The 15,938-nt window shown below is 53.1% G+C and carries 18 protein-coding genes; 2 read left to right on the forward strand and 16 right to left on the reverse strand.

What is annotated here, in order from left to right; translation table 11 throughout:
• Positions 1 to 23: 23 nt before the first annotated feature.
• The 4 genes from JQR86_RS12335 to JQR86_RS12350 form a co-directional block, all read right to left on the reverse strand.
• On the reverse strand, positions 24 to 839 hold the full coding sequence (locus JQR86_RS12335) for an OmpA family protein (RefSeq protein ID WP_407363116.1): 816 nt from the start codon (positions 837 to 839) through the stop codon (positions 24 to 26).
• Positions 836 to 1,192, reverse strand: a complete 357-nt coding sequence (locus tag JQR86_RS12340; RefSeq protein ID WP_434153647.1) for a DUF4398 domain-containing protein — start codon at positions 1,190 to 1,192, stop codon at positions 836 to 838. The genes JQR86_RS12335 and JQR86_RS12340 overlap by 4 nt, the downstream gene beginning before the upstream one ends.
• Positions 1,193 to 1,338: 146 nt before the next feature.
• The gene (locus JQR86_RS12345; RefSeq protein WP_407363114.1) at positions 1,339 to 2,274 is read right to left on the reverse strand and encodes an electron transfer flavoprotein subunit alpha/FixB family protein; all 936 of its coding nucleotides are present in this window, start codon (positions 2,272 to 2,274) and stop codon (positions 1,339 to 1,341) included.
• Positions 2,274 to 3,023 carry an electron transfer flavoprotein subunit beta/FixA family protein gene (locus tag JQR86_RS12350; protein WP_010797746.1) on the reverse strand — a complete coding sequence of 250 codons (750 nt, stop codon included), beginning with the start codon at positions 3,021 to 3,023 and terminating at the stop codon, positions 2,274 to 2,276. Before JQR86_RS12350 ends, JQR86_RS12345 begins: the two co-directional genes overlap by 1 nt.
• 440 nt (positions 3,024 to 3,463) lie before the next feature.
• On the opposite strand from JQR86_RS12350, the gene JQR86_RS12355 reads away from it, so the two are divergent.
• A complete protein-coding gene (locus tag JQR86_RS12355; RefSeq protein WP_434153648.1) occupies positions 3,464 to 5,116 on the forward strand; it encodes an electron transfer flavoprotein-ubiquinone oxidoreductase in 1,653 nt (550 codons plus the stop codon).
• A gap of 33 nt (positions 5,117 to 5,149) precedes the next feature.
• Here the strand turns inward: JQR86_RS12355 and JQR86_RS12360 are convergent, their stop codons facing one another.
• The 4 genes from JQR86_RS12360 to JQR86_RS12375 form a co-directional block, all read right to left on the reverse strand.
• Positions 5,150 to 5,716, reverse strand: coding sequence for a DUF1285 domain-containing protein (locus tag JQR86_RS12360; protein ID WP_434153649.1), 567 nt, complete (start codon positions 5,714 to 5,716; stop codon positions 5,150 to 5,152).
• Positions 5,717 to 5,725: 9 nt separating this feature from the next.
• Positions 5,726 to 6,328 (reverse strand): DUF4823 domain-containing protein, encoded by a 603-nt coding sequence (locus tag JQR86_RS12365; protein ID WP_125888942.1) that lies wholly within the window; start codon positions 6,326 to 6,328, stop codon positions 5,726 to 5,728.
• A gap of 72 nt (positions 6,329 to 6,400) precedes the next feature.
• A complete protein-coding gene (locus JQR86_RS12370) occupies positions 6,401 to 7,369 on the reverse strand; it encodes a GTP 3',8-cyclase MoaA (RefSeq protein ID WP_434153650.1) in 969 nt (322 codons plus the stop codon).
• 78 nt (positions 7,370 to 7,447) lie between these two features.
• Positions 7,448 to 8,089, reverse strand: a complete 642-nt coding sequence (locus tag JQR86_RS12375; RefSeq protein ID WP_010797741.1) for a TetR/AcrR family transcriptional regulator — start codon at positions 8,087 to 8,089, stop codon at positions 7,448 to 7,450.
• A gap of 166 nt (positions 8,090 to 8,255) precedes the next feature.
• On the opposite strand from JQR86_RS12375, the gene JQR86_RS12380 reads away from it, so the two are divergent.
• Positions 8,256 to 9,386 (forward strand): aminotransferase class V-fold PLP-dependent enzyme, encoded by a 1,131-nt coding sequence (locus tag JQR86_RS12380; RefSeq protein WP_407363112.1) that lies wholly within the window; start codon positions 8,256 to 8,258, stop codon positions 9,384 to 9,386.
• Positions 9,387 to 9,598: 212 nt separating this feature from the next.
• On the opposite strand, the gene JQR86_RS12385 is transcribed toward JQR86_RS12380, so the two are convergent.
• From JQR86_RS12385 to acpP, 8 genes are all read right to left on the reverse strand, one after another.
• Positions 9,599 to 10,384, reverse strand: coding sequence for a TatD family hydrolase (locus JQR86_RS12385; protein ID WP_074827453.1), 786 nt, complete (start codon positions 10,382 to 10,384; stop codon positions 9,599 to 9,601).
• Positions 10,385 to 10,443: 59 nt separating this feature from the next.
• On the reverse strand, positions 10,444 to 10,800 hold the full coding sequence (locus JQR86_RS12390; RefSeq protein ID WP_010797738.1) for a PilZ domain-containing protein: 357 nt from the start codon (positions 10,798 to 10,800) through the stop codon (positions 10,444 to 10,446).
• A gap of 31 nt (positions 10,801 to 10,831) precedes the next feature.
• Complete coding sequence (locus JQR86_RS12395; protein ID WP_407363111.1) at positions 10,832 to 11,818, reverse strand: DNA polymerase III subunit delta'; 987 nt, start codon at positions 11,816 to 11,818, stop codon at positions 10,832 to 10,834.
• Positions 11,811 to 12,443, reverse strand: coding sequence for a dTMP kinase (gene tmk / locus JQR86_RS12400; RefSeq protein ID WP_407363110.1), 633 nt, complete (start codon positions 12,441 to 12,443; stop codon positions 11,811 to 11,813). The genes JQR86_RS12395 and tmk overlap by 8 nt, the downstream gene beginning before the upstream one ends.
• A complete protein-coding gene (gene mltG / locus JQR86_RS12405; protein WP_219653006.1) occupies positions 12,440 to 13,489 on the reverse strand; it encodes an endolytic transglycosylase MltG in 1,050 nt (349 codons plus the stop codon). The genes tmk and mltG overlap by 4 nt, the downstream gene beginning before the upstream one ends.
• Positions 13,489 to 14,307, reverse strand: coding sequence for an aminodeoxychorismate lyase (gene pabC, locus JQR86_RS12410; protein WP_407363109.1), 819 nt, complete (start codon positions 14,305 to 14,307; stop codon positions 13,489 to 13,491). The genes mltG and pabC overlap by 1 nt, the downstream gene beginning before the upstream one ends.
• Positions 14,307 to 15,551, reverse strand: a complete 1,245-nt coding sequence (gene fabF, locus JQR86_RS12415; protein ID WP_074827562.1) for a beta-ketoacyl-ACP synthase II — start codon at positions 15,549 to 15,551, stop codon at positions 14,307 to 14,309. Before fabF ends, pabC begins: the two co-directional genes overlap by 1 nt.
• A 120-nt stretch (positions 15,552 to 15,671) precedes the next feature.
• On the reverse strand, positions 15,672 to 15,908 hold the full coding sequence (acpP, locus tag JQR86_RS12420; RefSeq protein WP_007160597.1) for an acyl carrier protein: 237 nt from the start codon (positions 15,906 to 15,908) through the stop codon (positions 15,672 to 15,674).
• Positions 15,909 to 15,938 lie beyond the last annotated feature (30 nt).

The raw sequence follows: 15,938 nt of genomic DNA on the forward strand, positions 1-15,938 counted from the left end.
CCGTTTAGGCCTGCCGTTTACGCTCAACGTGCCGGTATGAAATTACCGTTTTCGTCAGAAAATACTGCTTCGACCCGGCGATTCTTGGCGCGGCCTTCGGCCGTCCCGTTGGACGTCACCGGATAATCCTCGCCATATCCAATGACCTGAAGGCGGCCTGCCTCTACACCTAATGCACTCAAGGCCTTGGCGACGGCATGGGCACGCTGTTTGGAAAGGGAAAGATTGCGATCCTCATCACCGGAGTTATCCGTGTAGCCTTCGATTCGGATCTCCCGCTTGGGGTTGATTTGAAGAAACTGGGCAAGCTTGAGAACCGTTTCATTAGCCGTTGGATTGAGTTGTGATCGCCCCGGAGCAAACAACACATCGCCCAGCGTCATGACGAGACCGCGCTCTGTCTGAGTCGTACCCAGGTTAAACAGCTGATCGGTAAGCCATACGTTACGCTCTCGTGCAGAACGGAGTTCTTTTTCCCGCAACTGCAATTGCAGGCGTTCGATCTGCAGTTGTAACTGGGTCGCCTTGTCCTGGCTCAAGCGAAGGCTTGCATGCTCTCGGGCGATATCGCTGTAGCGTTGGCTCAGGTAGGCAAAGTGGCGTACATCTTTGCTGCTTCCCCAATAGCCAGCCAGCTGCTCCGCCTTGTCCAGGGTTTCCTCGGCTCTTTTTACATCCTTGGGTGCGCTACGCAGCACGTCAGAATCAGTCTTGACCGTGGCATACCTGGATTTGGCGTCCTGTAACGCCTGCCGAGTAGTGGTGCTGCTGCTCGTACACCCTGTGATCATTGAAAACGCCAGCGCAAGTCCAGCCACCGACAGTACCGAACGCATCATGGCGTACTCTCCAAACGCTTTTGTAATCGGGCGATCTGCTTGTTGAGTTCACCCACATGTGTCTGGCTCTTGCTATTGAGTACCTTGGCCTCGGCCAGGCGAGCGTCGAGTTCAGCCTGTTCCGCCAATACACGAGCTTTTTTGTAATCTTCAACCCGCATGGCTTTTCGGGCCCGTTCAAGCTTGTCGTTGGCGAGGCTGTATTCAGGAATGGAGTCATCCGCCCCAATGTCATGGGCTTGGTCGAATGCCTGGGTGGTCAGTTTCATTTGCTCGGATGGTGCGGGATCGTTGGCGCACCCGGCAAGCAACAGGACCAAAACAGAAGCTGCCCAACAATAAGATTTTTTCACTATCTGGTTTCCTGCAGAGTCAGGCGACAGCTCTATGACGCTGCCTAAAACCAGAATTTTGTCATGTTGAAAGGCATTTGTCCGTCAACAAAAATCTACCCAATAAAAAACCCGCTCGATCGAGCGGGTTTTTAGGAGGCTATTGCTTATATCGACTTTTCAAGCTCAGGGATTAACTCGAACAGGTCACCTACCAGTCCATAATCAGCCACCTGGAAGATTGGCGCCTCTTCATCCTTGTTGATAGCCACAATGACTTTCGAGTCTTTCATACCGGCCAGGTGCTGAATCGCACCGGAGATGCCTACCGCAATGTACAACTGCGGCGCAACGATCTTGCCTGTTTGACCAACCTGCATGTCATTGGGTACGAAGCCTGCGTCCACCGCTGCGCGAGAAGCGCCTACGGCAGCACCCAGCTTGTCTGCTAGGGAGTACAGAATCTTGAAATTATCACCGTTCTGCAAACCACGACCGCCCGATACCACCACTTTCGCAGCGCCCAAGTCCGGGCGACCTGTAGTGGCCAATTCTTCGTTCACGAAGCGGGAAATACCTGCATCCTGTACGGAAGAAACCGCTTCGATAGCGGCAGAACCACCTTCGGCAGCAACCGGATCAAAACCAGTAGCGCGCACGGTAATAACTTTTACCGGAGCGGATGACTGCACGGTTGCGATCGCATTACCGGCATAGATGGGCCGCTTGAAGGTATCCGGACTTTCTACCGAAATGATCTCGGAAATCTGATCCACGTCTAGTAGCGCAGCAATACGTGGCATGAAATTCTTGCCGTTCGAACCGGCTGGCGATAGTACGTGGGTGTACCCATTGCCTTTAACCAGCCCAACAACCAACGGCGCCACGTTTTCTGGCAGCTGGTAGGCGTAAGCAGCATTATCGGCAACCAGCACCTTGGAAACGCCCTCGGCTTTGGCAGCAGCTTCAGCCGCACCACCGCAGCTCTGACCGGCGATCAGAACATGAATATCACCACCGATGGCTTTGGCTGCAGCCACGGTATTGAGCGTTGCGCCATTGAGCGCAGCATTACTGTGTTCGGCAATGACCAGAATAGCCATCAGATCACCTTCGCTTCGTTCTTGAGTTTTTCGACCAGTTCAGCAACCGACTTCACCTTGATACCTGCCTGACGGCCAGCCGGTGCTTCCACCTTCAGCGTCTTGACAGTCGAAGCCGTGCTAACACCCAGAGCGTCCGGCGTTAAAACATCCAGCGGCTTTTTCTTGGCCTTCATGATGTTTGGCAGCGAGGCATAACGCGGCTCGTTCAAGCGCAGGTCAGTGGTCACGATAGCAGGCAGGTTCAGAGCAACGGTCTGCAGCCCTCCATCGATTTCGCGGGTCACGTTCAATACGTCACCGTCACGCTCGACCTTGGAAGCGAAGGTCCCTTGGGCAAAGCCGGTGAGTGCACCCAGCATCTGACCCGTCTGGTTGTTATCACTGTCAATAGCCTGCTTGCCCATGATAACCAGCTGGGGTTGTTCCTTGTCGACAACCGCCTTGAGCAGCTTCGCAATCGCCAGCGAGCTCAACTCTTCATTGGTCTCGACCAGAACGGCACGGTCCGCTCCCAGAGCCAACGCCGTACGCAGTTGCTCCTGCGCAGCGGTTGGGCCTACAGACACGGCAACGATTTCGGTAGCGATACCTTTCTCCTTCAGGCGCACCGCTTCTTCAACGGCGATCTCACAGAAGGGGTTCATGGACATCTTGACGTTGGCCAGGTCAACACCGGAGTTATCGGGTTTGACGCGGACCTTGACGTTGTAGTCCACCACTCTTTTTACAGCTACAAGAACCTTCATGAGTTCCTCATTATTCTGTAGTGAATAAATAGGGTAGCCAGGCAGGCCTAGCCGATCGAATCGACCAAATAACGGCTCTCGGCTTACAAATAACCATTAACCGCCGTATGTTGACTGCATCAGTCGAGAGGGTCAACGCTCCAAGGCAAGTCGGCGTGCTGCCAGAAGGAAATGCGATAGGCTAAAGGCATCACTGTTAAAGGGTACTTGCCTTTAGCAAAGGCCGTCCGAACGCTTTTTTAACCAAGCCATAATGCAAATAGGCAGTTACCCGACATAACCCTAGCCGCTTCTGGAGGCAGCACAAGCAGAATGTACCAGTCCGAGAGAAAATTCAAACAAACGTTTGTATTGGACCTCTGGAAAGACCCCTATATAATGTTTTTCTTTATTACAGCCGCCAAAATATAACTAGCATCAATGCCTTGAGGAGACTGTCCGTGGAACGCGAATTTATGGAGTTCGACGTTGTTATTGTCGGCGCCGGCCCGGCAGGCCTTTCCGCTGCCTGCCGATTGAAGCAAAAGGCGGCTGAGACCGGTCAGGAAATCAGCGTCTGCGTTGTAGAGAAAGGCTCCGAGGTCGGTGCTCATATTCTCTCTGGCGCCGTGTTCGAGCCGCGCGCACTCGATGAACTGTTCCCCAACTGGAAGGAACTGGATGCCCCGCTGAATACGCCAGTCAAGCGCGACGATATCTACCTGCTCAAGGACGCCGAACGTGCCAGGAAGCTGCCTGACTTTCTTGTCCCCAAGACCATGCACAACCAAGGCAACTACATCATTTCCCTTGGGAACCTGTGCCGCTGGCTAGCCCAGCAGGCTGAAGGGCTGGGTGTAGAAATCTATCCAGGCTTCGCTGCGCAGGAAGCCCTGATTGATGAGAACGGCATCGTGCGAGGTATCGTAACCGGCGACCTGGGCGTAGACCGCGAAGGAAACCCCAAGGAAGGCTACTACACGCCCGGCATGGAACTACGTGCCAAATACACGCTGTTCGCCGAAGGTAGCCGTGGGCATATTGGCAAGCAATTAAGCCAGCGTTTCAACCTGGGCGCCCATGCCGATGTGCAGCACTACGCGATAGGCATCAAGGAAATCTGGGATGTCGACCCTGCCAAGCATGAGCAGGGCCTTGTTGTGCATACAGCAGGCTGGCCGCTAGACGATGATAACCCGGGTGGCTCATTCCTCTATCACCTGGAAAACAACCAGGTCGTAGTGGGCCTGATCGTGGATCTGTCCTACAGCAACCCTTACCTCTCGCCCTTTGATGAATTTCAGCGCTACAAGCATCACCCGGTAATCAAGCAATATCTGGAGGGCGGCAAGCGTGTATCTTATGGCGCTCGCGCCATCACTAAGGGCGGCCTGAACTCACTTCCCAAACTGACGTTCCCAGGCGGTGCATTGATCGGTTGTGACGGCGGTACGCTCAACTTCTCGAAGATCAAGGGCAGCCACACGGCGATGAAAACCGGTATGCTGGCCGCTGAAGCCATTGCCGAAGCCTTGGTAGCCGGGCGTGAAGCCGATGAGCTGACCCGTTATCTGGATACGTTTAAGAACAGTTGGGTGTACGAGGAGCTCTACAAGAGCCGCAACTTCGGCGCTGCCATCCATAAATATGGAGCAATAAAGGGCAACGCCTTTAATTTTATCGAGCAGAACCTGTTTGGCGGCAAGCTGCCCATTACGCTGCATGACACAACGCCTGATTATGCCTGCCTGAAAAAGGCGTCTGAATCCAAACGGATCGATTATCCCAAGCCTGATGGCAAAATCAGCTTCGACAAACTGTCTTCGGTGTTTCTCTCCAATACTAACCATGAAGAGGACCAACCTGTTCATCTGAGGCTCAAGGACCCGTCCATTCCTATCGATCGCAATCTTCCGCTCTACGACGAGCCTGCGCAGCGTTATTGCCCCGCTGGTGTATACGAAGTTGTGACGCAGGAAGACGGCGAGAAACGCTTCCAGATCAATGCCCAAAACTGTGTGCATTGTAAGACATGTGATATCAAGGATCCTTCCCAAAACATCACTTGGATACCGCCAGAAGGCACTGGCGGCCCCAACTACCCTAACATGTAACAAAAAGGGCTCCCCAGGGAGCCCTTTCTTATTTCAGTCCTGCCGAGCCACCGGGAAAAACGCCCCGCCACTCCATAGGCCCTGCCACATCGCCCCCTCATAATGTTCCAGCGACATACATTCGACGAGCCGATAGAAGACATTGCGATGAATCAAGGCTTCGAGGCTATCCCTTACAAGCACGTATGGCGAAGGCTCTTGCGTACTAGGATCAATGACCACGCGCAGGGGATGATCAGCATTGGCTTCCACCGTATCGCCTACTTGGGTTGTAAAGCACAAAACCTGATTTTGCCTTTGACCTTGTACATCACAATCAATGGCCACAAAGGGAGCATCCTCAACCTGAATACCTACCTTCTCAACAGGCGTCACTAACACATAGCCTTGCTCATCCTTACGCAGGATGGTTGAAAACAGCCGGACCATGGCAGGTCGATTTATAGCAGAGCCTTGGTAAAACCAAGTGCCATCGCGCGCGATACGCATGTCGATATCGCCGCAGAAGGGGGGATTCCATGAATGAACCGGCGGCAATGCCTTATCCTCCCCGTTCGGTAACTGGGCGATCAGGTCATCAACCTTATGCGACTCACTCATGAACACTCCTTATCGCGTCAAACCCAACAGATGCTGAGCATACTCCGCAAGCGGAGGCGCTAGCAGGTCTTCGGGTTTCTCATTGTAAAATGTCAGGAAACCGCCCCGGCTGCGAATACGGGCCGTATCGACCAGATAATAAGTTGCCGTTTCGATCAGCATGACCTGAACCACACTGCGGTCCCGACCTACTCGATCCAACGCTTCCTGATCTTCCCACTCCTGCCAGTTGCCAATGGCATCATCAGCGGCTGCAAAGCGGGTATACAGCAGATAGTGAGCCCCCAGGTTACGTGCCTCGAGTATGGCTTCGTCCAATCCAATGGGCCCTTTGGCACGACGTACCCGTGGAAAATATTCCACGAAACCATTGAAGGCCTGTTCCGCTACGACATTGGGCCTGGTATAGGGATGCCCTGGCGGCACGAACGCACCTTGTGCGATATAGATATAAGAGTCCGGCTGCAACCGGAAGTTGTTCAATCGCTGTGTATGGCTGTAGTCAAGAAACCCAGCATCCCGTAGGTGATAAGTAGTACCAGCAGCCATATCGCTGACATTCATACAACCGGACAACAATACAATCGCACAAATGGCGAGGAAACGACGCATCTCTTTCTCCTGAACCGGCGACGAAAAACCGGCGCTGACACGCGTCTAGCAGTTTCCAGGCCAATCTATACGCTAGCCCCCGATGATCTTCATCACCGTTACACCACCAGAGAACGCAACGTCCTGCTTATCGCCCAAGGCCTTGACCAGCAACCGCTGTAGCGCCGGAAGCGCTAGATGACGGGGCTTATCCAGCAAATCACCAACAAAGTGGCGATTACTGGATGACAAGCAGCCATGCAGCCAACCTGTTGAAGACAAGCGTAGACGCGAACAGCTACGGCAGAAAGGTACGCTTTCATTCGCAATAACGCCGAAGTAGCCCCCACCCTCTACCTGATAACGCAAGGCAGTGGCGTCTACAGGCGCATCAGCCTGTACAAAGGAATGGACCGCACCGATGATCTCTAAAAGCTCTGCCAACCGTACGAACTGCTGCTGGAAGCCGTTGGGATCACGCGCGAGATGCCCCATCCTCATCAGCTCGATAAACCGTAACTCGAAGCCGCGCTCGAGACAGTATTCGAGCAGCGGCAATACCTGATCAAGATTCTGGCCACGCAATGGGACCATATTGACCTTGATTTTAAGTCCTGCCTGACGGGCTTCTTCAAGACCTGCAAGCACCGTCTTCAGGTCGCCTCCCCGCGCGAGTACAGGGAAGGCTTCCGCATCGAGCGTATCCAGAGAGACGTTCAGACGGCGAACCCCATTGTCGATGATAATGGGCAGCTTTTTAGCCAGCAGCTGGCCGTTAGTGGTAAGACTAATGTCTTTGAGCTTTAAGGCGGAAACCGCCTGCAAGAAAGGCTCGAACTTGGGAGTGACCAGTGGCTCACCACCAGTAATACGCAGACGCTCGATGCCTGCAGCCTCAATAAGGTATTCAACACCACGAGCCATGGCATCAGCCGATAACTCATCTTGAGCCGCTACGAGGCGTTTCCCATTGGGAACACAATATGTACATGCATAATTGCATGCAGCGGTTAAGCTGATCCGTAGGTTGCGAAAGGCTCGACCCTGACGGTCAACGATCATGCTTGAACTCCAACTGCTTAACAGAAAAAAAAGATATCTGGGTCGAGAACGATTTATTCAAGCTCAGACTTTCGGACCTCACCGGGAAGCCGGTATTTCCGTGTCTCGCTTACGGCGGTTACCCATACGCACGCCGATGTCCATGAGAAACTGAAAAAATCCGTCCTGATCTTCAATGACATCTCGCCAGAAGGGAGAGTGGTACAAGGCTACCGCCCCGTGCACCAGCGCCCAGGCAGCGCAATAGTGAAAATAAGGAGGAACATCTTCCAGCTTCCCTTCAGCGATTCGTCCCTTGATCAGCTGAGTCAAACGATCGAAGTTTGACGCTCTGATCTTATGCAATTGTTCGACCAACTCAGGAACTTGATTAGCTTTGACCACCTTTTCTTCCAGCCGGTCAAAAAGCCTGTAGCGCTGAGGGTCGCGCATACGAAACTCAAAGTAGTCCCGGGACAGCGCTTCCCGATCACGTGCCACGTCTTCCGAGTGAAACAGCGAAGCCAGGTCTCGCTCGTAATCCAGCATCAGGCGAAGATAGATCTCGGCTTTGGATCGGAAATGTTTATAAATCGTTCCTTTTCCAATCCCGACCGCGTCAGCGATCATCTCTACAGTAACACTGTCCTCCCCTTCTTCCAGGAAAAGCTTGAGGGCTGTGTCTAGAATCTCCTGCTCACGGCGGCGAAATTCACGGACCTTTCGAGGTTCTTTCTGCATAGAAATAAGTTTCTTTTTAGAGTCTGAATGCGGAAGGTATCGGTAGGGGAAGCTATTACCATCGGCTGGCACAACGCGAGATGGACGATACGCATCTGACAGGCGATGTCACATTGATTACGGCATTATGCCTAAAAATACATATTTTTGTATGGATGAGCCTTTTATGAACACCTGGATGAACGAGTTTCCGCATCATGAAACCCTGCGCTACCTCAACCATGCCGCAGTAGCGCCTTGGCCAGCGCGTGCATCGCAGGCCGTAGCGGCGTTTGCACAGGAAAACGTTATCCAGGGAGCCAAGGATTACCCCGCCTGGCTTGAAATCGAGCAGCAATTGAGAGCGCTTCTGATGAAGCTGCTTAACGCGCCCAGCACGGCAGATATAGCCTTGGTCAAGAATACGTCAGAGGCTCTGTCATTTGTTGCGTTTGGTCTGGACTGGCGGGCCGGCGATCAAGTGGTCATCAGCAATGAAGAATTCCCATCGAACCGAATCGTTTGGGAGGCACTGTCCCGCTTTGGAGTCGAAGTCATTGAGGTCAATCTGGCTGGGACAGATCCTGAACAGGCGCTGCTAGAGGCCTGTACGTCCCGGACACGCCTGCTGGCGATCAGCGCAGTGCAATATGCAAGCGGCCTACGCCTGGATTTAGTCAAATTAGGCCAGGGCTGTCGCCAGAAAGGCGTACTGTTGTGTGTTGATGCAATTCAACAGCTAGGCGCACTTCCTCTGGACGTACAAGCCTGCGAGTGCGCCTTTGCCATGGCAGACGGGCATAAATGGATGCTAGGCCCAGAGGGGCTTGGCGTTTTTTATTGTCGGAGTGATCTTAGAGAGCAGCTGACGCTAAATGAATATGGCTGGCATATGCTCGATAATGCTGGTGATTATAATAGTCGAGAATGGAAACCTGCACGCACCGCCCGCCGCTTCGAATGCGGTAGCCCCAACATGCTCGGCGCTGTCGCCTTGAAGGCCAGTCTCTCATTGCTCGATGAGGTAGGCATGGTGCAAGTTGCGCAGGAATTACATACCAGAATGCACATGTTGATTGAAAAACTGAAAGCACTTCCCGGCGCTCATGTCCACAGTGCGATAGATCCCAATCGCAGAGCTGGCATTCTAACGTTTACGCTGGATGGCAAAGACAATACGACTCTTTTTGAAGGCCTGAAGCGCGAGAACATTATCTGCGCTCAACGCGGTGCAGGCATCCGCCTTTCGCCACACTTTTACACACCGCAACAGGTATTGGATGAGACGCTGGATATCATCCGGAAGCTGTCGCGATAAGTGCTCAATGAAAGGTTGCCTATTCCAAATCTGTTTAAAAAATGATCAATCCCGACTGGATGTTCCCCATGGCTGATCAATACTTCTACTTACCGGCAGCGCCACTCCCCCGAGGCGTTATCGGTGGGATACATCGCTATTGGTGCATCCCGTTAAACTCCTAATGGTCTTGGCCCGGTTAGCAAAAACCGGGTTTTTTTTGACTATTGGTTTTATACAGCTTTTGCCAGAGGAAAGAGCCGGTAGAAATTTTCTGTAGTTTGCTCGGCCAGTGCTTCCAGCTCGACACCACGAACCGAAGCTAAAAACTCAGCCACTTCACGCACATATTGAGGGAGGTTCGGTTTGCCACGATAAGGAATAGGCGCCAGATAAGGCGAATCGGTTTCCACAAGAAGCCGATTGGCTGGCACCTGACGAGCCACTTCACGCAATGCCTCGGCATTTCGGAACGTCACGATTCCTGAAAGAGAGATATAAAAACCCAGGTCCAGGGCAGCCTTGGCCATTTCCCAGTCCTCGGTAAAACAGTGCAATACTCCTGCCGCAGTCAGATCAGCCTCTCTGAGCAAGGCCAACGTGTCAGCTCTGGCTTCACGGGTATGCACAATGACAGGTTTACCGGTAATCCGCCCCGCCTCAAGATGCAACCGAAAGGACTGCTTCTGCAGCTCAGCGCTTTCAGGCTCGTAATGATAGTCCAGCCCGGTTTCTCCGATGGCGACCACACGAGGATGATCCAGCTCGCGCAACAGCCACTCCAGCGCAGGCTCCTTTTCAGCAGAAACATCCAATGGATGAATTCCAACAGAGCAATGCACGTCCGGGTAACGCTCGGCAACAGTCTTCACATCGGCAGCATTTTCGGCGCTTACACCAATGCATAGAAAGTGCCCTACGCCTCTCTCCCTTGCCGCCTCAAGCGCCGCGTCCAGCGATCCATTATGAGCCGTTAGATCAAGGCGATCTAGATGACAATGGGAGTCGATCAGTTTCATGGGTTTTCCTGGTAAAAACGTGCGCTTTCAGCAAGGCCATGCTTGCACGAAAGAAAGAATTACATGGTATGCGTAGGGCGGTCCGACTTGAGCGTACCCGCCAGATAGGTCTCGATCTTGTTTCGAGCCGTGTTATCGCCGTCATTGAATTGAACGCCAACCCCTGCAGCACGATTTCCCTGTGCGCCCCGGGGCGTTATCCAGACGACCTTTCCGGCAACAGGGATTTTTTCAGGCTCATCCATCAGGTTGAGCAGCATGAATACTTCATCCCCTAGCTTGTATGACTTGTTTGTTGGAATAAACAGGCCACCATTACGGATGAAAGGCATATAGGCGGCATACAGTACTGATTTGTCCTTGATCGTAAGGGACAAAATTCCGTTTCGAGGACCCAGATTCGGAGGCAAACTCATACGACAGCACTCAACCATTATTAAGTGAATTCTAGCCCTGCTGCGGTAGGCTTGCCCACCGTATCAACAGCGCTTCAAGTAGCAGCACGCGGTTCAGATTAGCCTTACCCATTACTTTCTGCCGCTGCTCGAGCAGCCAGTTCTGCAGGTTTATGACCTGAGTGGAATCGGCCTTATCACCCAGATACTGGATTACTTTGCTCATATCGGCCAAACCGGTCACCGCTTGATCCCGAGTCATTTGATAGCGCAGGATCAACAATGCCCACTCACAGAACCAGTCCATCAATAGCAGTAACGGAATGCTGTTCCAGCTTTCGGCTAATGGACTTGGCGCGATCTGCCGCTTCAAGAGCCTTTTCAAGCCGTCTACAACATGTGACCGGTAAGCCTGAACGCCCATCGCATGCAAACGAGCAGCCGTTAAAGGCGAACCACCAGCCAGCGTCAGCACATCATTGAGATCTTCCGAGGAGAGATCGGGCAAGGCCTGCGCTAGCCAAGCCAGGCTTTCTTCTGGACGAGGTACGGGGCAGGCCTGCTGCACACAACGACTTTTGATGGTAGGCAATAGTCGACTCGGCTGATGACTGATCAACACCAGGACCGTGTCACCGGAAGGTTCTTCCAGGCTTTTCAGTAAAGCATTTGAGGCATTGAGGTTCATCGCCTCAGCTGGTTCCAGCAGAATGACCTTGCGGCCGCCCAACTGTGCGGTTTGGGCAACGAAGTCAACCAGGCTCCTGATTTGATCAACGCGGATAGGCTTTTCCACCTCTTCCGGCTCTACAAGAAAATAGTCAGGATGCGTTCCAGCCCTTAACAAAAGACAAGCCTTACACTGGCCGCATGCCTCCCCTGCTGCTACGCTCTGGCAAAGCAAACGCCCTATAAGCCGCTCGGCCAGCGCCCGCTTGCCAATACCCGCTGGCCCATGAAATAGATAAGCATGGGCATGCCGTTCACGATGAGTCAGCCGCTCCCATAGTTCCGATTGCCACGGGTACCGCTCAACCACGGGCGCGCTCCAACAACTCAGGCACAAGCTGATCAAGTTGTTGCTGTACATCGGCAAGCGACTGGGCTGCGTCAACCACCCGATAGCGGTCGGTACCAGCCGCGGCACGGGAGAGATAAGTCTGCCTTACGGCCTCGAAAAAGCTGTGTTGTTCCCGCTCAAACCGGTCGAGGCGACCTCGTTTGGCTGCTCTTTCAAGACCTATTTCGATAGGTAAATCGAACACCAAGGTAAGATCAGGCTGCAGGCCTGACTGAACAAAGTGCTCCAGGGTGGCAATGCGTGCTTCCGAAAGCCCACGTCCCCCGCCCTGATACGCGTAGGTCGCATCAGTGAATCGATCACACAGGACAACCGCACCACGATCAAGCGCAGGCTTAATTACAGTGTTTAAATGCTGTGCACGTGCAGCAAACACAAGCAGCAGCTCAGTATCCGCATGCATGCCCTCATCGCAGGGGTCAAGCAAAAGTCCGCGGATGCGCTCGGCCAATGGCGTTCCACCAGGCTCACGTGTCAGCACCACTTCAAGGCCATGCGATTGTAATTGCCTTGCCAGATAGTCACGGTTAGTGCTTTTACCTGCCCCTTCCGGCCCCTCCAACGTAATAAACAACCCGCTCACTCAGACTCCTTGTTAATAGGTGCCGGACTCGAACGGTAATCGGCTCGGCGTTTAAGTTGATACTCACGAACAGCGCGGTTATGTGCATCGATGTCATCAGAAAACACATGCGTCCCGTCTCCACGCGCTACAAAGTAAAGACTTTTACCTGGCTCAGGATGCAGCGCGGCATGAATCGCTTCCCGCCCTACCATGGAGATAGGCGTAGGAGGTAAACCAGGGTTCACGTAGGTATTGTAAGGCGTAGGTTGGCGGAGATATTCTCGGGTCAACTTGCCCTTGTAATTGTCACCCAGCCCGTAGATAACCGTAGGATCTGTCTGCAAGAGCATATTCAACGCTAGACGGCGAACAAAAACGCCTGCTATTTGAGGCCGCTCTTGCGGAACCCCTGTTTCCTTCTCCACTAAAGAGGCCATGATCAGAGCCTGATACGGCTCCTGATAGGGCACATCCGCGGCGCGCGCCTCCCACTCCTCGGCAAGAACCTGCTCCAAACGTTGACTGGCCTGCTTCAGAATTTCGACGTCGCGCATTCCTTTTACATAACGATAGGTGTCGGGAAAGAAACGCCCCTCAGGATGCATACCAGGCTTGCCTAAACGCGCCATGACGTCTTCGTCACTCAGTCCAGCCAATGTTTGCTCCAGCTTTTCCTGACGAGCCAAGGCATCCCGAACCTGATGGAAGTTCCAGCCTTCAACGAGCGTAACGTTGTATTGGACCACCTCGCCTTTTTGCCAGAGGGCAAGTAATTCACGAACACTCATCCCTGGCGTTACTCGGTACTCACCGCTGTGCAGAGCCTGTCCGGAAAGATTGAAACGCCAATACAAACGCAACCAGAAGGATCCGCTCAGTAACTTCTCCTCCTCAAGATGCCGGAGCATACCGCCCGGCGTAGCGCCCTTGGGTATTTCGACAAGCTGTTCCTGACCAACCGCCACAGGCTGCTCGAGTGCCTTGTGTTGCAACCAGCCCATTCCGGCTAGCGCCAGCCCCATCAAGAGCAAGCCGCCCTCGAGCAGAACCAATAATTTTCGCATTACGAATCCAGAGCCTTCGAGGCAATCTGTTGAAGTTGACGTGTCAACGGGCCTATTGGCCATTCATGCTCAGCATACGTACATACTGGCCAAACACCATACTGACTGTTGCACATAAATACCTCATCAGCGGCCATGAACTCACTCAACGTCACCGGCCTGATTTCGGTCATGACGCCAAGCCCATCTGCGCAACGAAGAAGATAGGAGCGCATCACACCAGCAACACCACACCTATCAAGCACGGGCGTTATCAATGTGTTCCTGGACACGATGAAAAGGTTACTGAAAACGCCTTCTACAACATGCCCAAATGCATCACACATAAGGCCTTCAGCATAGTTTGCTCCCTGCCACTCTCCCCGCGCTAATACCTGCTCAAGACGGTTCAGGTGCTTGAGTCCAGCCAATAGCGGTTGGCAAGCCAGACGTGTCTGGCAGGGAAACAGACGGATCCCCTGCTCAGCATTCTCAGATGGATAGCGAGGCACAGAAGAGGCCAGCAGAAGACGTTGCGGAAGTGGATTCGACGGAGCCGCATAACCCCGTTCACCGAGGCCGGCCGTAATGATCAGCTTGGCTACACCGTTGCGTAGCAACGCAGCATACTCAAGAATTTCAAGCCTGACTGCATCAAGCTCCAAGGGAATTGCCAGACGACGACATCCATCAAGCAGCCGCATCAGGTGATCATCAAGGAATCGTGGTTGGCCGTTATGGACGCCTATCGTTTCGAAAAGCCCATGGCCATATGCCAAACCACGATCCCGGAAGGAAAGGCCAGCCTCATCCGGCTGACCATTAACCCAGTCTTTCATCACTCAGAAAAGCGACGGAAGATCAAACTACCATTAGTACCACCGAAGCCGAAGGAGTTGGACAGGCTGATCTCGATAGGCATTGCCTTTGGCTTATGCGGCACAAAGTCCAGATCACAGCCATCATCCGGATCATCCAGGTTGATGGTAGGTGGCGCCAGTTGGTCACGAATGGCCAGGATGCTGAAAATGGCTTCAACAGCCCCGGCAGCCCCTAACAGATGCCCAGTCATTGACTTGGTAGAGCTCACCGACAATTTGTAGGCATGCTCACCAAAGATCCGCTTGACCGCAGAAGCCTCTGCCATATCACCAGCAGGCGTGGACGTACCGTGCGCATTGATGTAATCGACCTGGGATGGATCGATTCGCGCATCTTTCAATGCATTGCTCATGCACTGTGCTGCGCCAGCGCCATCTTCAGGGGGGGCCGTCATATGAAACGCATCAGCGCTCATGCCAAACCCAATAAGCTCAGCATAAATATGGGCGCCACGCGCTTGAGCATGCTCTAGCTCTTCCAGAATCAATGCACCCGCGCCATCAGACAGCACAAAGCCGTCTCGCTGACGATCCCAAGGTCTGCTGGCCTTAGTAGGCTCTTCATTTCGGGTAGAAAGTGCCCGTGCAGCACCAAAACCACCCAACCCTAGCCCGCAGGTAGCCATTTCGGCACCGCCAGCCACCATGACATCAGCATCACCATAGGCAATGTTACGTGCAGCCATACCTACACAATGCGTGGAGGTTGTACATGCTGTAGCAATTGCATAATTAGGCCCCTTCAATCCCAAGTGGATGGAAAGGAAGCCGGAGACCATGTTAATGATCGAGCCAGGGACAAAAAATGGCGAAATACGGCGGGGACCTTGATCAAACAAGGCCTTGCAGTTGTTCTCGATATTGGAGAGACCACCAATACCAGACCCCATGGCGACACCAATTCGATCCCGATTGGCATCTGTCACTTCAAGTCCAGAATCACGCATAGCCTGGAAGCTAGCCGCCAGGCCATATTGAATAAAGAGGTCGAGTTTCCGAGCTTCTTTCGCAGAGAGATAATCTTCTACGTTGAATCCTTTGACTGATCCCCCAAAGCGGGTAGCAAAGGCAGAAACGTCCATGTGTTCAATCGGGGCAATACCGCTGCGACCAGCAAGAATGCCTTCCCAGCTGCTTTGCACGTCCCCGCCCAGCGGCGATACCATGCCCATGCCCGTGATCACGACGCGTCTACGTGACACAACGATTTCCTCATAGCTCGTTTGTTCGATCATCTAAAGTTATTACATTGATGACCGTTATATAGAAAAGCCGCACGCCTGGACAGGCGTGCGGCTTTCGTGTTCTACAGAAGAACCGACTTATTGCTGGTGAGCAACGATGTAGTCGATAGCTTCCTGAACAGTGGTGATCTTTTCGGCTTGTTCGTCCGGGATTTCAGTTTCGAATTCCTCTTCCAGAGCCATCACCAGCTCAACGGTGTCAAGGGAGTCGGCGCCCAGATCCTCGACGAAGGAAGCGCTGTTGGTTACTTCCTCTTCTTTCACGCCGAGTTGTTCAGCGACGATCTTCTTAACGCGTTCTTCGATGGTGCTCATACCGTGTTTTCACTCCTATGGAATAATCCG

Source organism: Pseudomonas sp. JZ134, assembly GCF_051027695.1.
Taxonomy (GTDB): Bacteria; Pseudomonadota; Gammaproteobacteria; order Pseudomonadales; family Pseudomonadaceae; genus Chryseomonas; species Chryseomonas luteola.

Coding starts and splice junctions, on each gene's coding strand:
- JQR86_RS12335 (WP_407363116.1), bottom strand. CDS start 839: ATGATGCGTTCGGTACTGTCGGTGGCTGGACTTGCGCTGGCGTTTTCA.
- JQR86_RS12345 (WP_407363114.1), bottom strand. CDS start 2,274: ATGGCTATTCTGGTCATTGCCGAACACAGTAATGCTGCGCTCAATGGC.
- JQR86_RS12350 (WP_010797746.1), bottom strand. CDS start 3,023: ATGAAGGTTCTTGTAGCTGTAAAAAGAGTGGTGGACTACAACGTCAAG.
- JQR86_RS12360 (WP_434153649.1), bottom strand. CDS start 5,716: ATGAGTGAGTCGCATAAGGTTGATGACCTGATCGCCCAGTTACCGAAC.
- JQR86_RS12365 (WP_125888942.1), bottom strand. CDS start 6,328: ATGCGTCGTTTCCTCGCCATTTGTGCGATTGTATTGTTGTCCGGTTGT.
- JQR86_RS12370 (WP_434153650.1), bottom strand. CDS start 7,369: ATGATCGTTGACCGTCAGGGTCGAGCCTTTCGCAACCTACGGATCAGC.
- JQR86_RS12375 (WP_010797741.1), bottom strand. CDS start 8,089: ATGCAGAAAGAACCTCGAAAGGTCCGTGAATTTCGCCGCCGTGAGCAG.
- JQR86_RS12380 (WP_407363112.1), top strand. CDS start 8,256: ATGAACACCTGGATGAACGAGTTTCCGCATCATGAAACCCTGCGCTAC.
- JQR86_RS12385 (WP_074827453.1), bottom strand. CDS start 10,384: ATGAAACTGATCGACTCCCATTGTCATCTAGATCGCCTTGATCTAACG.
- JQR86_RS12390 (WP_010797738.1), bottom strand. CDS start 10,800: ATGAGTTTGCCTCCGAATCTGGGTCCTCGAAACGGAATTTTGTCCCTT.
- mltG (WP_219653006.1), bottom strand. CDS start 13,489: ATGCGAAAATTATTGGTTCTGCTCGAGGGCGGCTTGCTCTTGATGGGG.
- pabC (WP_407363109.1), bottom strand. CDS start 14,307: ATGAAAGACTGGGTTAATGGTCAGCCGGATGAGGCTGGCCTTTCCTTC.
- acpP (WP_007160597.1), bottom strand. CDS start 15,908: ATGAGCACCATCGAAGAACGCGTTAAGAAGATCGTCGCTGAACAACTC.